A 20,157-nucleotide genomic window follows, 5' to 3' on the forward strand; every position below is an offset into this window, starting at 1 on the left:
CATGGCCACGGACATTGTTCATCGGCTTGTCGAGGCAAATGGCGTCACTTTTCATGTGGCCGTATCGGGCCCGGACAATGCCGCGCCGGTTCTGTGCATTCATGGATTTCCGGAAGGATGGGTGAGTTGGCGTCACATCATGCATCTATTGCCGCAATCGCGAATCTACGCGCCCGATCTTCGTGGGTATCCGGGTTCGAGTTATCCGAAAAGCGGCTACGACGTTTTTACGCTGACCGACGACATCAAGGCCTTGATAGAAGTTTTGGGCATTCGCCAATGTGTGCTTGTTTCGCATGACTGGGGCGGTGCGTTGGGGTGGATATTCGCACATCGATATTCGAGCTTGATAAGCAAGTTGGTTGTCGTCAACTGCACTCACCCTCGAACCCTGGTGCGCGCGGTGGTGACATGCGATGATTGGCAACCGTTTCGTATTCCGTGGGTGCCGTTCTTCCAGATTCCATGGTTTCCCGAGTGGTTCATGACCACGGCGATTGGCAGAAAGCTTTTGAAATGGACCTTCCTGATCAGGCAGGGCCGACCCGGAACGATGGACGTCGGGCTCGTCGATGAACTCGTCGGCCGTTTTGCGAACGCAGCCGATATGCATGGACCGATTGAATATTATCGGCAGATCGTCTTGACCATTCTTTTGCCGGAGCGGCACAGAAAGCTGTATGGGCTCTATGCCACGCCGATCAGCGTGCCCGTTACCGTGATCTGGGGCATGAAGGACGGCGCATTGCCTGCGCTCGTCGCGCGCAAGAGCTTCGGTGATGCGGGATGCGACGGTGATTGGAGGCCGCTCGAAGGCGTCGGCCATTTCGTCGATCTGGAGGCGTGGGAAACGTTGGCGGGCGAATTGGCGAGGGTGCTTGACTTCGGCCCAGGTGATTCCTGGGGTTCCTGTACATGCCGTTATGGCGCGTAATGGCGGCTTGCAATGACGCACGAATGTGAATTCCGGCGAGAACATCAGAACAGGAGGCGACCGTGAATCGGCAAAGACAATTACATGTATGGTTACTTGTCCTCGTCGGGGTATTCAACATGGGCGCGAGTGCGGCACCCCAATCCGGCTACGTGCAAGACGAAGCCAAACAGGCTGGCCGCGATGCCGCGTCGTTTCCTCAAGCGGACGAGGACTACTTCAAGGACATGGACCGGGGTATCGCCCTGAGTCCGGAAGAGGTCAAAGGGCGCAACATGTGGCTAGTCTGGAGCGGGGGCAACGACCGCTTCTGGGACAGAATGACGAAGGACACATTCGGCGCGTTCGACATCATCAAGTCGATCAGCTCTTATCCAGGCCAGGGGCATTCGCGAGACGACCGCTGGCGCTATCTCGGGGTGATCAACGAGCCCTGCTTCGAGAAAGCATCGGCCCTCGATCCGCAACGCTTTGGTTTGTGGCTCGATCGACGCATCGTTAGCGACAAGTGTCCGAAGGACCCGTTCGAAAATGAAGAGAAATATCCGGGCGTAAAGACCGGTGCGCGGGGCACGACGTTTAGTGACGGCAAAACATTGCCGGTCGGTTCGTTCTATGGCTATGCAACGGGAATTGTCGGCCTGCGTCTGTTCCCTAATCCGGATTTCGACGAGAAGGCCGAAAAAGCATGGGACGCGCGCCGCTACTATGAGGACCCCGCGTATTACAACAATCCCAATCTCGTTCGTCCTTACCGCGTGGGAATGACATGCGCGTTTTGCCATATCGGCCCGAGCCCGGTTCATCCGAGCGCGGATCCCGAGCATCCGCAATGGGCCGATCTGAGCGGCACGGTGGGGGCGCAGTACATGTGGGTGGATCGGCTCTTCATCCATAATGCTGCAAAGCCTGAAGGGCAGCAAAACTTCATGTATCAGCTCACGCACACGTGGCGGCCGGGAACGATGGATACGTCGCTCGTGTCCACGGACAACATCAACAACCCCCGAACGATGAATGCGCTTTACGATCTTCACGCCCGGTTGGGAATGGCGCTCAAGATCGGCAAGGAAAAGCTGGCAGGCGGGGAACTCGATAACAAACAACTCAACGATTTTGTGTCGGACGGACCGCTTGCACAATTCTTTAAAGCGCCCAACACTGTGTGGACGCCGCGCGTTCTCAAGGATGGCGCGGATTCGGTAGGCGTGCTGGGCGCGCTCAATCGCGTGTATCTGAACATCGGGTTGTTCAGCGAAGAATGGCTGCTGCATTTCAACCCGGTTTTCGGCGGCAAGCCCATCTCGCCCATTCAGATTGCCGTGGCGCGAAAGAACTCGACTTACTGGCAAGTGACGGAAGCGGGCACGGTCAATGTGGCGCTGTACCTGATTGCGGCGTCGCAGCCCGATCATTTGAGCGATGCGCCAGGAGGCAAGCAATACCTCGCCGACGCGTCCGCCACCGATGGCGCCGCGATGCTCCAGCGCGGCAAGAACGTGTTCGCGGATACCTGCGCGCGCTGCCACTCGAGCAAAGCGCCGCCGGTGCCGGCCAGTCTGAATTTGCACGACTGCAACGGGCCGAACTATATGGCGTGTTTCAAGCGCTACTGGAAATGGACGCAAACGGACGATTACAAGACGCAAATGCGCAAGGTCGTCAATGCGCCGGATTTCCTCGACGGAAACTATCTGTCGAGCGATGCGCGGATTCCGGTGACGCTATTGCGAACCAACATCTGCAGTCCGCTTGCGACCAACGCGATTCGTGGAAATATCTGGGACAATTTTTCCTCGGAGTCGTACAAGACGCTGCCTTCGGTCGGGTCGGTCACGCTCAACGATCCGTTCTCCGGCAATCCGTGGCAATACCCCATGCCCGCGGGCGGCCGTGGCTATACGCGGGTGCCTTCGCTGATCAGCATCTGGTCGACGGCGCCGTTCCTGCTCAACAACTCGGTCGGGCCGGAGAGGTTCGATGGCGATCCGTCGGTTGCGAGCCGCATGAAGGTGTTCGACGCATCGATCGAACAGATGCTGTGGCCCGAGAAGCGGCAGCACGATGCAGTGCTGGGCGACAAGGTGCCGGGGCTCATCGACCGGACGACGGTGCGCAGCCAGATCACGATACCGAAGGGCTATTTGCCTGCGTCGCTGCAGTCGACCTTGCAAAGGATCGACCCGAAATTGTTCGATCCGAAGAGCGGCGATCTCGCGCTTGGTCCGGTGCCGTCACAGGTTCCGGTCAACTTGCTGGCCAACATCCGGCCTCTGCCTGAAAGCAGCGATCCGGTGGTCATCGGACAGCACATCGGACAACTGACGAACTTGCTATTCAAGCTCGGAAAGAATCTGCTGACGATGCCGGACAACACGACCGACGAGGCGTTGCTCAAGAAATATGCGGGCCTTGAGAAGCCGATGCTGGCGCTCAGCAAATGTCCTGACTTCATCGTCAATCGCGGCCACTACTTCGGCACTTCCGAGTTCAACGACCAGAACGGGCTGACTGCCGACGAGCGTTCGTTCGGCAAGGAGCCGGTCCTGAGCGACGACGACAAGCGCGCATTGATTGCGTTCCTGAAGACGTTTTGAGCAAGAGACCTAGACGGTCCACAGGCTATGTCCACTCCAGACGATGAGGTATGGGATTACGTGATTGTGGGTTCCGGCGCGGGGGGCGGCACGCTCGCCGCGCGGCTTGCGGAGGGGGGCATGCGGGTGTTTCTGATCGAGGCCGGAGGCGATGCGCCAGCGAGCGGGGCGGACCGGATGCCCGCGGACTACCACGTGCCGGCCTTCCATGCATGCGCCTCGGAGAATCCGGCAATGAGCTGGAACTTCTTCGTGCGTCATTATGCTTCCGATGCGCAGCAGCAGCGCGATCCGAAATGCACGCCCGAAGGCGTGCTGTATCCGCGCGCCGCGACGGTGGGCGGGTGCACCGCGCACAACGCGATGATCTTCGTGTATCCGCATGACTCGGACTGGGACGGCATCGCGCAATTGACCGGCGACCGGTCGTGGCGAGCCTCCGCCATGCGCCGGTATGGCAAGAAGCTCGAGCAGTGCCGCCACCGTCCGCTTTGGGCGCTCGCGCGCCGGTTTGGCATCAACCCGACCGCGCATGGCTTTGACGGCTGGCTGACCACCGAACATGCAACGCCGAAGAAGGCGCTCGCCGACGACCACCTGATGCGAGTGGTTTTCGGCGCGATGGAACTCACCGCGCGCAGTATCCCGAAGCGCCTGCACGCGCTGCTCGGCCTGATTCGCTGGCAGGGCGATCCGAATTCGCGGCTCTGGGGCAGGCGCTGTTTCCGCGGCGTGTGCTATACGCCGCTCAGCACGCGCGACCATGCACGGCATGGCGTGCGTGAGCGTGTGCTCGACGTGGCGGAGCGGTTTCCGTCTCGCCTGAAAATTTCGCTCGACTCGCTCGCCACGCGGGTGTTGTTCGACGAGAATGGCGCAGCGGTTGGCGTCGAATATCTGAAGGGCGCGCGTCTGTATAAAGCGCATCCCGAATGCAGCGCCGAGCGGGGCGTGCGCTGTGAAGTGCGTGCGCGTCGCGAGGTGATTCTGGCGGGCGGCGCATTCAATACGCCTCAGCTATTGATGCTGTCGGGCATTGGTCCGGCAGAGCATTTGAGGGCGCATGGCATTCCGGTGCGAGTCGATCTCGAAGGAGTTGGAAGTAATCTTCAGGACCGCTATGAGATTGCCGTGATCAGCCGCATGGCGCAACCATGGGAAGTGCTCAAGGGTGCGGCGTTCACCACCGACGACCCGGCTTATCGGGCGTGGTCCGACCTGCGAGAAGGCGTTTACATCACCAACGGCGCAGCGGTCGCCATTGCGCGTCGATCGACGAAGGCGCGCTCGCTGCCTCCGGACATCTTCTGCATGGCGCTCATCGAGCGTTTCATCGGCTATTTCCCGGGATTTTCAACAGGCTTTGCCCAGCACAACGATTTCCTGTCTTGGACCATACTCAAGGCACACACCCGCAACGATGCCGGGACGGTGCGCCTGCGCTCCGCGGATCCGCTCGATATGCCGCTTATCGATTTCCACTATTTCGAGGAAGGCAGCGATGCTTCCGGGGACGATATGCATTCAGTCGTCGAGGCAATCAAATTCGTGCGCGGATTGGCAGCGCCGCTTGCCGAGCGCGGCTTGATTGCGCAAGAGCAACTGCCCGGTCCAGAGGTGCAGAGCGACGCGGCGATTGCCGATTACGTGCGCGACAACGCGTGGGGCCATCATGCATCGTGCACCTGCGCGATGGGCGATCCGGGGGCAGGATGCGTGCTCGACAGCACGCTCTCCGTTCACGGAGTGCGCCGCCTGCGGGTGGTGGACGCGTCTGTGTTTCCGAAGATTCCGGGCTTCTTTCCGGCCAGCGCGGTCTACATGGTTGCGGAAAAAGCGGCGGACATGATTCTGAAGGATGCAACGAGTCAGACGTAACTTATCGGAGGTGAAAGATGGCGTACGACACCAGCAAGCTTCTGTCCATGAGCCAGGCCGAACTGGATGATCTGTTCCACAACAGCCCGGCCGGCGACATTCCGGACGGAGAAGCCAGGGGAACGGCGATCGTTGCGCCGGGAACCGTGATCAGCGACGCCGCCGCCAACCTGGTGAAGGTCTTCGCGTGGCAAGGAAAAGTGTTTGATTCGCAGAATGGAATCCTGAAAAACAAGATCTCCCCATTCGGCATCGACGCCATCCAGGCAACTGTCTATAAGGGCGAAAGCTGGTTCGACGGTAACGAGTGCATCGTCCTGGACTATAGCAAGACGTCGATCGTGGCTCATTGGATACGCGACGAAATTCGCCTGATTGCACCGGGTGTCTACCTTGGATTGGTGTACTGGGACAAAAGCCGCTTGATCTGCTTTAGTCTCGAGTTTTAAAGGACGGCCCGCCGTGACCCCGCAATCGAGCTTTATGGTGGTCGCACCGTTGCTGCCTGGTAAGGCGGCAGCATTGAGAGCGCTTCTGGCGACGATGAACCACCGCCCCGGCAGTGTCGATCCGAACAACACGCTGGTTCCGTTCGGCAGGTTCGATCGTCTGCATTTCGCCCGCTTCGTGATTCTGGAAGACGTGACTGCCGGCGATATTGCACGGTACGGCGTCAAGCCTGCTGATTTTCCGGTGTATCTGGCGTTCCTTGGCGATTGCGATGGTTCGAAGCGGACCTTTATCGATGATCTTGCGCGTCGGGCCGGTGAGGGACTGTGCGCGATATTTTCGCATTGCGAAGGATTCGAGTCCGGTAGCGACCTTGGCGCGTGGATGCTCGCACACGATAAGCCGGCTGCGGCCGCCTACGTCAACTGGATCGGCCGTCCGGTCCGGCAGATCGTGGAGGAACGCGCGTTGCGGCATTTCCTGTCCGCCAACGTTCCTCGCGACGTCGACGGAGGTGCGAATGGCGATCCGCAGTCCATCCGCAAGCATCTGCGCGAGCTGGTCGATGCGCAACGAAATGCCGGGCGTCTCAGCCTGACTGAACCCGAACCGACACCGCTGGGCTGGCAAATTCGTGAATGGCTTCACGCTGTGTGGGTGCCGTTGGTGCTGCTCGCCGCGCTGCCGCTGATGATCGTGGCATTGCCGTTTCTCGCGTGGAAATTGCGCCGCCTCGAAACAACCGATCCGGAAGTTGTTTACCGGCCACCTGAGGCGCAACTCGCGAAACTCAGGGTGCTGGAAGACTACGACGTCACCAATCAATTCACGGCGCTAGGCAGCGTGAAGCCCGGACGCTTCAGGCGCTATGCGGTGATCGTCCTGCTTCTGCTTCTCGATTATTCGTGCCGCCATATCTACAACCGCGGCCATTTAACCCGCGTGCAGACCATTCATTTCGCGCGTTGGGTGCTGCTCGACGATAAACAGCGCTTGATGTTCGCAAGCAACTACGACGGAAGCCTCGACAGCTACATGGACGATTTCATCAACAAGGTGGCATGGGGCTTGAATCTGGTCTTCAGCAATGGGGTGGGTTATCCGCGCACGAGTTGGCTCGTCGTCGAGGGGGCGCGCAACGAGCAGCATTTCAAGAACTATCTGCGGCGGCACGAATTGCCTACGGATGTCTGGTACAAGGCCTATCCGGGCCTGACTGCGTTCGATCTCGCCACCAACACACGCATTCGCGAAGGCCTGGAAGCGTCAAGTGCAACGGACGAGCAGGTGCGGGAATGGCTGAAGCTATTGTGAAAATCGATACGGGAGACCTGCCGTGGCAGTCGATCTGGACGATATACAAGGCATCGTGCGGCATGCGTATGCGCGCCTGACCGAAGCCTGCTTTTACGTGCTGCGCATCGCGGACGCGCAGGCCGCCAGGCGTTGGCTGTCGAGTGCGCCGGTGACGAGCGCGGCGCTTGCCGCGAAGTCGGTTCAGGAGGTTCTGCAGGTGGCGTTGACGAGCGATGGCTTGCGCGCGCTCGGTGTTCCGCAGCAGATGATCGAACAGTTTTCTTCCGAATTCATTGGCGGCATGAGTGCGGATGCGAATCGCTCCAGAAGGCTTGGTGATGTTGGACCGAATGCGCCAGAACACTGGAAATGGGGCGGAACGGCGGCGCCGCATATGGTGGTGCTGCTGTACGCGGCTCCGGGACGGCTCGCCGAATGGACGCAGGCGGTGACAGGGCCGGAATGGGCCACTGCTTTCTCGGTGGAAGCCGTTTTGCCGACCGCAGACATGAAAGGCGTCGAGCCGTTCGGTTTTGCCGATGGCATCAGCCAACCGCAACTCGATTGGCAACTGGGCTTGCCCTCGCACGATCATACCCAGCCCGAGTATTCGAACCTCATCGAACTGGGCGAATTCCTGCTCGGGTACACGAACGAATATGGGCGTTTCACCGAGCGTCCTTTGGTTGATCCCGCCGATGATCCGCATGACCTGCTAGCACCGGCTGCGGATGCACCGGGCAAACGGGATCTGGGGCGCAATGGATCGTACCTGGTGTTGCGGCAATTGCGTCAGGATGTGCAGGGTTTCTGGCGATTTCATGACGCTCGCGCGAACGGAGATCCCGCCGCACGCAAGGCGATGGCCGAAGCGATGGTCGGGAGGACGATGGCGGGCGTATCGCTCGTATCGCTCGTATCGCGCGTCGAAGGCGCACCGGCGTCGTCACCCGATCCCGGCACGAAGGCGGGCCGCGAGCAACTCAATGCATTTACCTATGCGGGGGACCCGGATGGGCTGCGGTGTCCATTCGGCGCTCACGTACGGCGCGCCAACCCTCGCAATGGCGATTTGCCGGACGCCAGCGGCGACGGTGGCAAAGTCAGCGTGCTTGCGCGCCTGCTGACCACGCTGGGTTTCGACGCGGCCGCCTTGCGTGGCGATCTGGTTGCGTCGAGCCGCTTTCACCGCATGCTGCGGCGCGGCCGCGAATATGGCCAGAGCCTGCCGCCCGAGGCCGCGATTGCCGATCAAGGCGAAACGGTCGAGACCGGACTGCACTTTATTTGCCTCGGCGCGAATATCTCGCGTCAGTTCGAGTTTATTCAAGGCGCATGGATTACTGGCGCAAAGTTCAATGGGCTCGCGGCGGAGCGCGATCCGCTGATTGGCGAGCGGCAGCCGCTCAGTGACGGTAGCGAAACGGATCGCTTCAGCCTCCCTCAAGCCGCAGGCGCGGCGTGCCAGATCACGGGATTGCCACAATTCGTTTCGGTCGTGGGCGGTGCGTATTTTTTCATGCCGGGCCTTCGGGCGCTGCGCTTTCTGGTGACGCTGAATCACTCGAATACTTCGTCGCCGGTCGGCTCGACGTGAGGCGTGCCGTTCATCGATTGACGCAAAGCCGAAAGTGTTTTGTATATCGCAAGGCGCGCGCGATTTTGATTGCCTAGTGGCCGATGTTCGGCAAGGCAATGCCACGGATTGATCGACAACTGGCCGGCAAACGCGAGCTGAGCCGGCGATGCAAACTGCTGCTCCGGAAAATGCAGTGTCGCGATGCGTATGGGCGTTGAAAGGTGCTCGGGCCAGCGCACCGACGCATTCTCGATCGGCATGCGGTGGGGATCGGTTTGCACCTGCACGAAGACGTCGAAGTCGACCGGGCGCTCGGCGAGTGTCCGGATCATCGCCTCGCGCAGATAGTTATCGTTGGGGCGCCCCGGCAAGCCTGGAATGGCGCTGGTTTCGCGGGACCTGGGCCGGAACGCGTATTGAACCGCCTGGCCAGCGCCCAGCAGGTACGGTACGCAACTCCAATAGCTGGTCTGCAGCGGGCTCGATTGCGTGCGCGCCCACAGGCCCTGCATGACGCCGTCCAGCAGGTGGGAGTCGAACGGATTGATGAAGTAGAAAAGCGGCGTGCGGCGCAGGACGGCCGCCTGAAGCTTGGCATTCTCGATGATGTTCGGCGTGGTGAACGTGGGAGTGCTGATGCCGGTGAAATCCTGGGTGAAGCGCTCGTCGTCGAGGAGCTTCGGGCCGGGAACCCGCATCACCTTGATGCCGATGCTCAGCACACCCACATCCTCGATATCGGGCGGGCTGTCGGGTCCCGGTCCGGCCAGCCGCACCCAGGCCGGATAGCTGCGCGGCGCGCTGAAAATGCCATGGCGCAGATTGGGCGGAATATCGCCGTGCACCTGGAATTCGGCGCGCAGCACGCCGTGTGTTTTCGTGTTGCCGGCCCGCTGGAACGTTCCGGGCTGGTATTGCTCGCGCATATACGCGCCCATGCGCTCGATGATCTGCTGGACGATCGCATGCTCGTCCGGCAGCGCAAGTTCCTGCGCCAGCGCGAGATTGTCGTTGGGCCTTTGCGCATTGATGGCCGCCTGCACCAGGCCGGCAATGGGCTCCTGGGCCAAGGCGTCGAGAAAAGGCCGAAAAAACGGATCGAATCTTCGCTCAACGTGGAGTAGCGAGATTAGCGAACGATGCAGGGCATTGGCTAGCAATGGAGGTCTCCCTGGGTACTCAACGCTCGTGGCCATCAGTCAAAATAGCTTAGGCAGAAAGTCCCGCAAATGCCAATGCTGCGGCTAATCCGGTGCCGAAGTGCATCGATTTTTCATAAAATGAATAGATCCTGTCTTGCTTCGCGAGACCAGCGAGCATACCGGCGAGAGGCGATGAACATATTCAGGTTTCAGTCGGCGGCGGAAGCGAATTTCCTTAAACGCTCTTCGGCGCCGGGCGCGATTCGTGCATGGCTGGTCGATATGCTGTGCTGGCCAGCACGTTTCGACGACCCGCGTCTAGAACAGGAGTTCACGGAAGACTATGGCCGGCGTTTCGCCGACTTCCGCCGCGCGGCGCTGGTGCTCGGCACCTTGATCTGGGTGTGTTTCGGTTATTGGGAAATCAGCCTGGCGCGAACCAGTGCCGTGTTCCAGCCGTACTTTGCGGAGATTTTCACGTTTCGCTGCGCAGGTGCACTGGTTGCGGGCGTCGGCATCGTGCTGGCTTTCCGGCTCGACTTTCAGCGGGACACGGTCGCGCATTGGATCTTGCTGGGCGGCCTGGCGGGCATGTGTCTATGCTTGTTGATTCAAACGTTTCTCGCGCCACGGCCGTTCAATTTCACGCATTTTTTTGTCGGCTTCTATTTAATTCTTTTCTATCAGTTCGGCTTTCTTCGCCTGCGGGCCAAGGCGACGCTGATGCTGGCCGTGTGCGTGATCGCCGTGATCGTGGTGGCGCAATGGCTTACGCACGCAATCGAGCCCGACAACTTCGCGGCGGGCATGTTCTATTTGCTTAACGTTGCGGTCCTCGGCCATAGCGTCAATGTGAATGCCGAGCGGCATGTGCGCGACCGGTACGTCGCCGTTCAGGCGCTTGCGCATGGTAACGAAGCCTTGCAACGCGCGAATGCGGAGCTCGCGCAAAAGCACCGCGACCTTGAGCGCGCGCGGCGCGATCAGGAGACCAAATCGGAAGCGCTGATTGCCTTGCGCGAGCAGCAGCGCGAAGCTGCCGAGCAGGCGAGCCGCGCAAAATCGCGCTTTCTGGCGGCGGCAGCGCATGATCTGCGGCAGCCTATGCACGCGTTGAACCTCTTTCTGGCCGCGGCCGACGAAGCGCTGGAAGCGCGCGATGTTCAAGCGTCGAGCAAACTGATTGGCGAGGCGCGCAAGGCGTCGGTGCTCACGGCGCGGCTCTTCAACGCCGTGCTCGATCTGTCGAAGCTCGAATCCGGACACGTGAACCCGAGCTATACGGGCGTCGACCTGAACCGGGTGATTGAAGAGACCGTCGAGCAACTCGCGGCGGTCGCCGAGAATCGCGGCGTTGCGCTGCGCTATGGCAAGACCCCGCACAAGCCGGCATGGGTGCGCACCGACGCCGACTGGATGCCCCGCGTGCTGAGCAACCTCATCGCGAACGGCATCAAATATGCGGATCATTCGAAGGCGGGCCGCGCAGCGGTGATCGTCGGTCTGGTTCGCATGCCGAATTATGTGCGCGTCGACGTAATCGACAACGGCATAGGCATTGCGCCCGAGCATTGGGATGCGATCTTCCAGCCGTTCGTGCAAATCGGCAACCCGGAGCGCGACCGCGAGAAAGGGCTCGGACTCGGTTTGTCGATCGTGAATGCGGTGGTGTCGTTGCTCGAGGGGCATCGTCTCGAACTGAAATCGATTGAAGGGCGAGGGTCGCGCTTCTCGGTTCGCATGCCAGTGGCCGATCCCTTTGCGCTCCATGATGTGGCGATATCGCCCGCGGATCCGGCGTTGTCGCCGGCGCCTTCACCGTCGTCGCTGCGGGGGCTTTACGTGTTGCTGGTCGAGGACGACAGCCTCGTGCGCGCGTCGATGGAGGCGCTGTTTGCGCTATGGGGCGTGCTGTTCGATTCGGTCCGCTCGGTGGCGGAACTCGAAACACTTTTGCAGGAGATCGAGCGCGTGCCGGACCTCGTCATCAGCGACTATCGGTTGCCGGAGATGTCGTCCGCGCACGATGTGATCCATCTGCTGGGCGAGCACTTCTCGCGGCCCGTGCCGTGTCTCGTGGTGACGGGGGAAGCCGGGGCCAGCACGCAGGGCGTGTTGCCGGAGCGCTGCGTGCTCAGCAAGCCGCTCTCCACGGACGTGCTGATTGCGCGCATGCTCGAATTGACCGAGGCGTTGGCCCGCGTTTAGGGCGTGGTGTTCGGGACGTAATGTTCAGGACGCGGAAGCGCGTGCAACGGTGGGGATCTCGATGCCCCGACGCGCCATTTCGACGATCAGGAAAGTGCGCCGCGAAACATTGAAGCGGCTCAGCAGATCGCTGATGTACTCCTTCGCGGTGTTCTCCGTGATATTCATTTTTCGCGCGATGGCCTTGTTCGACATGCCCTGCAAAAGAAAACTCAAGGTTTGCGCAAGGCGCGGCGGCAGGTTCAGCGAGTCGATGGGAATGCCTTTGTTCGGGCCGGGTGGCTGCGGGGTGTGGCCGCCTTTGCCGAGCACGCTGTTGGGCAGGTAGACGCGGCCGTTCAGGATCGTTTGCAGCGCTTCGCGGAACACCGCGCCGCCTTCCTCGCTGGCCTTCGAGATGAAGCCGCCGGCGCCATTCTTGATGCAGTCCAGCACCGTCTCGCGGTCGTCCTGCGCGGACAGCATCACCACGTGCGCTGCACACTCGTTTTCCTGCAACCAGTGCAGCAGGTCCAGCCCAGTGTGATTACCGCCGATTTGATAGTCGAGGAAAACGAGGTCGTAAGCCTTGCTTTGCAGCCGCTCGACGGCGGCGGCGTACGAGCCGGCCTCGTCGATGTCGAGCGTCGGCTCCGACGTGAGGATCAGGCTCTTCATCGCGATGCGCGTCAAGCCTTCGTCTTCGACTAGCAGTACATGGCGGAAATACAGGTTGTCCATCTGCGCTTCTCCAGCACAAGCCCGTTATTGATGTGAACAGGCCCTTAGCCATGGTACCCGCAATCGCAAGGGGCGCGATCCCCCCAAAGCGGGGGACTCTTTTGGGGCCGCCGTCTGGAGGCGTTTTTCCCCCCGCATGCCCGGTATTGTGCGAGTCACGGGAAGCGCACGATGGAGTCGTTGCAAATCAGACGAGGGGGATCACCGCCATGCGCACGTCAAATCTTTCGATCGTCTTGCGCCATGAGCTCGATCCCCGGGTCTGAACGCAGCAAGCACGCAAGCCTGGCGGGGCAAAAGCGGGCAGAGCGTGAGGAGACCATCCAGTCGGATCTGGTGGGGGGCCAGCGAGCAACACACGAGGAGACCATTCGGGCGAGCCTGGCCGGGGGCAAGCAGGCAGAGCGCGAGGAGACCATCCGGGCGAGGGTAAAAACAAGGAACGAGGCAGAAGCAGAAATAGAAACAGAAGCTGAAGCAGAAGCAGCAACACCAGAAGAGACTGGGCGGCGTCCCCTCAGCCCCTACACAGTCCACAATCTGGATAGCGCCATCGCTCACCTCGAAATCGCGATGAACGCGGACAAATCGATGGCGATCTTCGGTTCGAACTATTGGCAAGGACGCGTGCTCGAACTCCGTTGCACGCCGGGGATCCTGCATGCTCAGGAGCGGCGGCTTCAGTCCTTGCTCGACGGGTTCGCGACCCCTGGGTTAGCCTCGCCGTTATAAAATCTGGAGTTTCGCCGCCCGCCCATCAGGACCCTCGATGATCAAAAAGGTCGACGCGCCTTTCCAGCAGATCAAGGCACTCGTTCGCAAGCGTATTCATGCCGGCGACTGGAAGATCGGGGAGCGAATCCCCTCCGAACTCGATCTCGCCGCGGAACTCGGCGTCGCGCGAATGACCGTGAATCGGGCGCTGCGCGAATTGACCGACGAAGGAGCATTGCAGCGCATCCTTGGCGTGGGGACATTCGTGGCCGAGGAAAAACCACAATCGAATCTGCTAATGATTGCGCATGTGCGTGATGAGATCCACGCGCGCGGGCATCAATATCGCTGTCACGTCATCAGCCAGACCCGCGGGCATGCGACGCCCGAAATCGCGGCGGCGTTCGGCTTGCCGGTCGATGCGCCCGTGTTTCATGTGGTCTGCGTGCACGAGGAGAACGGCCGGCCAATCCAGTTGGAGGAGCGGTATGTGAATCCGGTCGCGGCACCCGGTTTCATCGATCAGGACTTCCAGGTGGAGCCGCCGTCGGAGTATCTGTACAACAACGTGTCGCATTACGAGCTCGAGATCGAGCACATCGTCGATGCGGCCATGCCCACTGAAGACGAGGCGCGCTTGCTCGACATGCGCACCAACGAGCCATGCCTGACGCTCACGCGCCGGACCTGGACGAACGGGCTGCCGGTCACGTTCGCGCGCTTCGTGCACCCGGGCAACCGTTACCGGCTCGGCTCGCGTTTCAAGCCGGGCGCCACGCGGCATCAGGTCTGATTCGCGCCAGGCGAATAGCAGGCACCACAAGCGGCGGCACATACCTGCCCGCCGCCCCTGTGTTTCATTGCGATTTCAGAGCGTGCTCACCTGACCATCGCTTTTCGACCACAGGACAGGGAACAGCGGATGCACGAGCGGCGCGCCGTCCGGCAGCGCTTCGGCGAGCCCGGGGAAGTCCGGCGAGGTTTTCCATCGGCGTGGCGCGTGGCGAACGTCATCGCCGACGAAGCGGATCGAAAACGCGCGCCGTCTGTTGCGCGTGCCGCCCGACGCATGCAGCGTCAGCATCCTGAAGCACACCATGTCGCCGGGTTCGAGCGCCCAGCGCCGGATCGGGAATGCATTGCGATTTGCTTCGATATCCGGAAGATCGGCGAGACTGCCTTCGGGAAACCACTTTGCTTCCTTGTCCATGAACGTGCGCGGCATGAGCCAGGGGCCGCGATGCGAGCCCGCGACGAATTCGAGCGTGGATTCGAGCGGGACCGGATCGACGGGAATCCACATGCTGACGTTGTCGTCGCCTTCGATGTTGTAATAGGGCTGGTCCTGGTGCCACGGCGTGCGCTGCTGCGTGCCCGGCTCCTTCACGAGCAGATGGTCGTGATGGAGCCGGACCGTATCGACGCCCATCAGCGCCGCCGCGACCGTTGGCGCGGGCGAGCGCGCGATGAACTCGCGATACGCGGCGTTGTGCTCCCAGTTGCAGAAGTCCTCGAAGAACCAGCCCGGATCCTCGGGCCGGCTTGCCACTTTCGAGCGCGTGCTCGGATGCGCCAGATTGGTCTCGATGCCGGCCTTCAGCGCCTCGATTTCGTCCGCCGAAAAAATGCCCTTGATGCATACGGCGCCGTCCGTGCGGAACGCTTCGATGAGTTCGGGCGTGACCGCCTGCGCTACGCGTTCACAAATATTGATGGCCATGATTGCCCTTACGGTAATTAAATTTATTGCTTGGCGCCGTAAATATCGAAATCGAAATATTTGGCGGCAATCTTCTGATAGGTGCCGTCCGCGCGAATGGCGGCGATGGCCCCGTCGAGGCGCTTCTTCATATCGGTGTCGCCTTTGCGCAGCCCCATGGCAACGCCATGGCCGATGATGCGAGCATCGGTCACATCGCCGCCGGCGAACGTGAAGGCCTTGCCGCGCGGTGTATTGAGGAACGCGTAGCCGGCCTGCGTTTTATCCTGGAAGGTGGCGTCGAGGCGGCCATTGACGAGGTCGTCATAGACCTGGTCCTGGTTCTGGTACGTCACGATCGTGACGCCCTTGGGCGCCCACTCCGCCTTCGCATAAACCTCCTGCGTCGTGCCCTGATCGATGCCGATGCGCTTGCCGACGAGCGACGCGACGGTCGGTTGCAGCCTGGAGCCACGCGGCGCGACGAGCGCGCCCGGCGACGAATAGAGCTTGTCCGAGAAGTCGATCTGCTTGAGGCGGTCGTCGGTGGCTGTCATTGCGGACATGATCACATCGAACTTTTTCGCTTGAAGCGCGGGAATCATGCCGTCGAAACCTTGTTCGACCCATATGCATTTTGCATGGAGCTGCGCGCAAATTGCGTTGCGCAGATCGATGTCGAAGCCGGCGAGCGAGCCGTCAGGCTGCTTTGCCTCGAACGGCGGATAAGTGGGATCGATGCCCCAGCGAATCGTCGTGGTGTCCTGGGCAAACGAAACGAGCGGTGCTGCGGCAAGCGAGGCGACGAGAAACTTGACGATCCGGTTCATGACTTTTCCCTGAATGGGTGGGCGCGACGGAGAAAGCCCGCGCGGCCGGTTGGATGAACGACAGCAATGGGTGCACTTGCACTGCAAGCGGGTTCGAGCCGCCAATGAAATTGTCGAGCAGTCTAGACCACGTAACTTGACGTGTGCAAGCGAAGGCCATGCGCCGACTTCCGGGTGCCGGCGCGGCAGTGCGGCGATAAATCTGGAGAAAGCCGCCCATTCGGCTGAAAATCGCCTGGTTTGCGGAGGATTGATGGGAAAATGCGCGGGCGAGCGAGAGGGTAGGGATTTGCCCTGGCTGCTGCCTTCAGGGCCATGATGGCGGACATCCGGCTATGGGAAGTGGCGCCAAAATGTCTAGACAACACGAGAGCGGCGAATAAGTGACCGGCGCTGCTGGCGGTTCGGCATTTTATGCGGCAGTGCTATTGATCAGATGATTAAGCGGCTGCGCGGGTGCTTGAAAACGAAGCAACATGTTTATTTACAAACACGATAATGCTATAGATCATAGTAAGGTGACAAATCACGGCAATAGCCGCTTGACTCGTGGCGATAAAAGATAAAGCGCTATTTATGCCGGTGTGCAGCATGATATTTCCATAAGGGATAGTGCCCATCGCCCCGGCATCGGATGCTGATGCACACTGCCTTTTATCCTCCTGTTGAAGCCGTTCCTTATACAACCGAGAAATGTTTGGAGGACTTATGGCACAGCGCATTGCCTACGTAACTGGCGGAATGGGTGGCATTGGAACCGCAATCTGCCAGCGGCTGCACAGCGATGGTTTTACCGTCATTGCCGGGTGCGGTCCGAATTCACCTCGCCGCGCACGATGGATCGAGGATCAAAAGGCGTTGGGATTCAATTTTGTCGCTTCGGAGGGTAATGTCGCCGATTGGGAATCGACGGTTAAGGCTTTCGAAAAAGTAAAGTCGGAAGTCGGTGAAATCGACGTGCTCGTCAACAATGCCGGAATCACCCGGGACGTCGTATTTCGCAAGATGACGCGCGAAGAATGGGACGCCGTGATCGATACCAATCTCACCAGCCTCTTCAACGTGACCAAGCAGGTGATTGACGGCATGGTCAATCGCGGGTGGGGGCGCATCATCAATATTTCGTCGGTCAATGGCCAGAAAGGGCAGTTTGGCCAGACGAACTATTCGACGGCCAAGGCCGGTATTCACGGCTTCACGATGGCGTTGGCCCAGGAAGTTGCCACGAAAGGCGTAACGGTCAATACCGTTTCGCCAGGCTACATCGGGACCGACATGGTGCGCGCGGTGAAGCCCGAAGTGCTCGAAAAAATCGTGGCGAGCATTCCGGTGCGGCGTCTGGGTGAGCCGCATGAAATCGCATCCATATGCGCGTGGCTTGCTTCCGCAGAAGCGGGATTTTCAACCGGCGCGGACTTCTCGCTTAACGGCGGGCTTCACATGAGTTGAGCCTTCGGGCTGCATGCCGTTGCAGTGTCTCTAGTGGCGCGCGGCATTGCGCAATGACCTCAACCAATCCCTGCCTGGCGAATAACGCTGGGCAGGGATTTTTCATTGGCGTGTCGCTTGTGCATGCCGATCCTGCCGATCGGGTTTGGAACTCTATGGCGGGTCAGGGACGCGAGTACGGATCCTGAACCGGCGCATGGCGCGTCGTATGGTGTCGATGGTGCGTGCTGTGCTTCGACTTCGATCTGGCTTTCGGTTTTGCTTTCGCCCCGGCTTGCGAGTGCGGTTCGTCCGCAGGCAGCGGTTGTGTCGGTTCGGCGCCGGGAAGCGGCGGCGGAGAACTGGTGCGCGCGTGTTGCGGCGTGCTTCGGCCTTCACCGAAACCGGCTTGCCCTTCGCCGAAGTGATAGGTCTGCGAGGTTTGCGCTTGACTTGCAGCGGACAATGCCAATGCCATCAGTAACAGGTATTTCGGACGCTTCATGCATGTTCCTATTGAACGAGGGGTATCAGGATAGCGCAATGTGGGTGGCGGAAGACTCTCGAATCGGTATGGCCACGGGCGTTATATGCTAGGTACTTTTCGGGAGCCACCACAATGATCCGCGTTAATCAGCAACGGCTCTGGGATTCGCTGATGGAGATGGCGCAGATAGGCGCCACTGCGCACGGCGGGAGTTGCCGTCTCGCGTTGACCGATGAAGACGTGCTGGGCCGTCGCCGTTTCATCCGCTGGTGCGAAGAGGCCGGCTGCGAAATCCGCATCGATCCGATCGGCAACGTGTTCGCGCGCCGGCCCGGCACGCAGGTCGACGCGCCAGCCGTGATGTGCGGCAGTCATCTGGACACGCAGCCGCTCGGCGGCCGCTTCGACGGCGTCTACGGCGTGCTCGCGGGCCTCGAGGCCATTCGCACGCTCAACGATCTCGGCATTGCGACGCGGCATGCGCTCGACGTCGTGGCATGGACCAATGAAGAGGGCTCGCGATTTACGCCGGGCATGATGGGCTCCGCGGTCTACGCCGGCACACTCGATCTCGACTATGCACGCGCGAGGCCCTGCATGCAGACGGGCGTGCTGCTCGGCGATGAACTCGAGCGCACCGGTTTCGCCGGTCCAGAGCGCGAGCGGCAGATGCCCAAAGCCTACTTCGAGGCCCATATCGAGCAAGGCCCGGTGCTGGAGAACGCCGGCATTCCGATTGGCGTCGTGACCGGCGTGCAGGGCATTTACGAACTCGACGTCACGGTAACCGGCTTCGAATCGCATGCGGGCACGACGCCGATGAACGTGCGCAAGGACGCGATGGGCGTGGCCGCCACGATGATCGCGGCAATCGTCGAGCATGGCCATGACTTCGACGCCGATGCGCGCGTGACCGTCGGCCATGTCGGCTGCCAGCCGAACTCGCCGAGCACGATACCCGGCAAGGTCGGGTTCAGCGTCGATGTTCGCCACCCGTCGCGGCCGGCGCTGGAACGTCTCGTGGCCGATATCGAAGCGATCTGTCTGCAACGCACCGCGCTGCGCGGCACGAGCGTGCGCTTGGAGAAGGTCGCCGAGTACGAGCCGGTGGTTTTCGACGCGCAGTGCATCGCGCGCGTGCGCGAAGCCGCCATCGCCGCGGGCTATCCGTATCTGGAGATGCACAGTGGCGCGGGGCACGACGCGGTGAATCTCTCCTATGTTGCCCCGACCGCGATGGTGTTCGTGCCGTGCAAGGCCGGGCTCAGCCACAACGAGGCGGAGGACGCCGACCCGGCGCACCTCGCACAGGGCGCGTCGGTGCTTGCGAACCTGCTGGCCGATTGCGCGCGATAGCCGTGTGAGGCATGTTGCCGTTCCTGTCTGGGAGACGACCTTGATGAAAGACGAGCTGGGAAAACTGGCGGCAGACCTCGAGCGCTTGCTCAAGCTGCGCAGTCTGCCGTTTGGCATGACACTGTACGAGCGGCGCGAGGACATGGAGGCGATTCATCGCATTCGCCGCCCGAAAGCGATCCATACGCTCGATCAGATCGTGGGGCAAGCCGCCAGGTTGGGTTTTACGGTCGGTGTAACGGCGGATGATCTGGTCGGTTCGCAATGCCGGTCTGTCGTGGGCCTGGGAAATGCAAAGGATGCCGAATGGAAATCGGGTGCGCAAATGGCTGGTGTCTGGTACGCCACGCTCGAAGATTCCCGCGCCCATCAGGCGGCAATGGATTGTGTTGCGGACGGCAAGTATGAGGCGCTGGTGGTGTCCCCGCTTGCCGCTGGCCGAATCGAGCCGGCCATCGCGCTTTTCTATGCCACGCCGGGCGCCATGATGTATTTCATCAACGGCTTGCAGTGGTCGGGCTACAAGCGCTTCGACTGGAGCGTGGTGGGCGAATCGTCCTGCGCGGATTCGTGGGGCAGGGCGTTGAAGACGGGCGAGCCGAGCCTGTCGATTCCCTGCTTTGCCGAGCGCAGATACGGCGGCGTGCTCGACGACGAAATGCTGATGGCGCTGCCCCCCGGGACGCTGGCGAAGGCCATTGCGGGCATGGAAGCGCTCGCGAAGAACGGGCTTCGGTATCCGTTCGCGCAGTACGGGATCCAGCAGGACGTGCGGGCCGGCATGGAAGTGAGCTACGCAAAAAAGTAGCGGGATTCGGCAAAGGCGCCTGGCGGCGCGT

17 protein-coding genes are annotated in these 20,157 nt (G+C 60.9%); 12 read left to right on the top strand and 5 right to left on the bottom strand.

What is annotated here, in order from left to right:
- Window position 1: 1 nt before the first annotated feature.
- From PWP93_RS29030 to PWP93_RS29055, 6 genes are all read left to right on the top strand, one after another.
- A complete protein-coding gene (locus tag PWP93_RS29030) occupies window positions 2-934 on the top strand; it encodes an alpha/beta fold hydrolase (RefSeq protein WP_421047107.1) in 933 nt (310 codons plus the stop codon).
- A 62-nt stretch (window positions 935-996) separates the two neighbouring features.
- On the top strand, window positions 997-3,531 hold the full coding sequence (locus tag PWP93_RS29035; RefSeq protein ID WP_421047108.1) for a hypothetical protein: 2,535 nt from the start codon (window positions 997-999) through the stop codon (window positions 3,529-3,531).
- Window positions 3,532-3,558: 27 nt separating this feature from the next.
- Window positions 3,559-5,409, top strand: coding sequence for a GMC family oxidoreductase (locus PWP93_RS29040; RefSeq protein WP_421047109.1), 1,851 nt, complete (start codon window positions 3,559-3,561; stop codon window positions 5,407-5,409).
- 17 nt (window positions 5,410-5,426) lie between these two features.
- On the top strand, window positions 5,427-5,858 hold the full coding sequence (locus tag PWP93_RS29045) for a hypothetical protein (protein ID WP_421047110.1): 432 nt from the start codon (window positions 5,427-5,429) through the stop codon (window positions 5,856-5,858).
- Window positions 5,859-5,871: 13 nt separating this feature from the next.
- The gene (locus tag PWP93_RS29050) at window positions 5,872-7,173 is read left to right on the top strand and encodes a hypothetical protein (protein ID WP_421047111.1); all 1,302 of its coding nucleotides are present in this window, start codon (window positions 5,872-5,874) and stop codon (window positions 7,171-7,173) included.
- A gap of 22 nt (window positions 7,174-7,195) precedes the next feature.
- On the top strand, window positions 7,196-8,752 hold the full coding sequence (locus PWP93_RS29055; RefSeq protein ID WP_421047112.1) for a Dyp-type peroxidase: 1,557 nt from the start codon (window positions 7,196-7,198) through the stop codon (window positions 8,750-8,752).
- Here the strand turns inward: PWP93_RS29055 and PWP93_RS29060 are convergent.
- Complete coding sequence (locus PWP93_RS29060) at window positions 8,716-9,804, bottom strand: catalase family protein (RefSeq protein ID WP_421047113.1); 1,089 nt, start codon at window positions 9,802-9,804, stop codon at window positions 8,716-8,718. The two genes, PWP93_RS29055 and PWP93_RS29060, sit on opposite strands and share 37 nt — an antisense overlap.
- 264 nt (window positions 9,805-10,068) lie before the next feature.
- Between PWP93_RS29060 and PWP93_RS29065 the strand changes: the two genes are divergently transcribed.
- The gene (locus tag PWP93_RS29065; RefSeq protein ID WP_421047114.1) at window positions 10,069-12,084 is read left to right on the top strand and encodes a hybrid sensor histidine kinase/response regulator; all 2,016 of its coding nucleotides are present in this window, start codon (window positions 10,069-10,071) and stop codon (window positions 12,082-12,084) included.
- Between the two features lie 24 nt (window positions 12,085-12,108).
- On the opposite strand, the gene PWP93_RS29070 is transcribed toward PWP93_RS29065, so the two are convergent.
- Window positions 12,109-12,804, bottom strand: coding sequence for a response regulator (locus tag PWP93_RS29070; protein WP_421047115.1), 696 nt, complete (start codon window positions 12,802-12,804; stop codon window positions 12,109-12,111).
- Between the two features lie 243 nt (window positions 12,805-13,047).
- Between PWP93_RS29070 and PWP93_RS29075 the strand changes: the two genes are divergently transcribed.
- Together PWP93_RS29075 and hutC are read left to right on the top strand one after the other, a co-directional pair.
- Window positions 13,048-13,536, top strand: a complete 489-nt coding sequence (locus PWP93_RS29075) for a hypothetical protein (protein ID WP_421047116.1) — start codon at window positions 13,048-13,050, stop codon at window positions 13,534-13,536.
- A 37-nt stretch (window positions 13,537-13,573) separates the two neighbouring features.
- Window positions 13,574-14,311 (top strand): histidine utilization repressor, encoded by a 738-nt coding sequence (hutC, locus tag PWP93_RS29080; protein WP_421047117.1) that lies wholly within the window; start codon window positions 13,574-13,576, stop codon window positions 14,309-14,311.
- Between the two features lie 75 nt (window positions 14,312-14,386).
- On the opposite strand, the gene PWP93_RS29085 is transcribed toward hutC, so the two are convergent.
- Together PWP93_RS29085 and PWP93_RS29090 are read right to left on the bottom strand one after the other, a co-directional pair.
- On the bottom strand, window positions 14,387-15,238 hold the full coding sequence (locus PWP93_RS29085) for a phytanoyl-CoA dioxygenase family protein (RefSeq protein WP_421028365.1): 852 nt from the start codon (window positions 15,236-15,238) through the stop codon (window positions 14,387-14,389).
- Window positions 15,239-15,261: 23 nt separating this feature from the next.
- Window positions 15,262-16,047, bottom strand: coding sequence for an ABC transporter substrate-binding protein (locus PWP93_RS29090; protein WP_421047118.1), 786 nt, complete (start codon window positions 16,045-16,047; stop codon window positions 15,262-15,264).
- Window positions 16,048-16,755: 708 nt separating this feature from the next.
- Between PWP93_RS29090 and PWP93_RS29095 the strand changes: the two genes are divergently transcribed.
- Window positions 16,756-17,496 (top strand): 3-ketoacyl-ACP reductase, encoded by a 741-nt coding sequence (locus tag PWP93_RS29095; protein ID WP_421028367.1) that lies wholly within the window; start codon window positions 16,756-16,758, stop codon window positions 17,494-17,496.
- Window positions 17,497-17,659: 163 nt separating this feature from the next.
- Here the strand turns inward: PWP93_RS29095 and PWP93_RS29100 are convergent, their stop codons facing one another.
- Window positions 17,660-17,980 (bottom strand): hypothetical protein, encoded by a 321-nt coding sequence (locus PWP93_RS29100; RefSeq protein ID WP_421047119.1) that lies wholly within the window; start codon window positions 17,978-17,980, stop codon window positions 17,660-17,662.
- Window positions 17,981-18,094: 114 nt separating this feature from the next.
- Between PWP93_RS29100 and PWP93_RS29105 the strand changes: the two genes are divergently transcribed.
- Both PWP93_RS29105 and PWP93_RS29110 read left to right on the top strand, forming a co-directional pair.
- Window positions 18,095-19,318, top strand: a complete 1,224-nt coding sequence (locus PWP93_RS29105; RefSeq protein ID WP_421047120.1) for a Zn-dependent hydrolase — start codon at window positions 18,095-18,097, stop codon at window positions 19,316-19,318.
- 43 nt (window positions 19,319-19,361) lie between these two features.
- Complete coding sequence (locus PWP93_RS29110) at window positions 19,362-20,126, top strand: DUF169 domain-containing protein (protein ID WP_421047121.1); 765 nt, start codon at window positions 19,362-19,364, stop codon at window positions 20,124-20,126.
- The last annotated feature ends 31 nt before the right edge of the window (window positions 20,127-20,157 follow it).

This window comes from Paraburkholderia sp. A1RI-2L (genome assembly GCF_048957375.1).
In the GTDB taxonomy this organism is placed as follows: Bacteria; Pseudomonadota; Gammaproteobacteria; order Burkholderiales; family Burkholderiaceae; genus Paraburkholderia.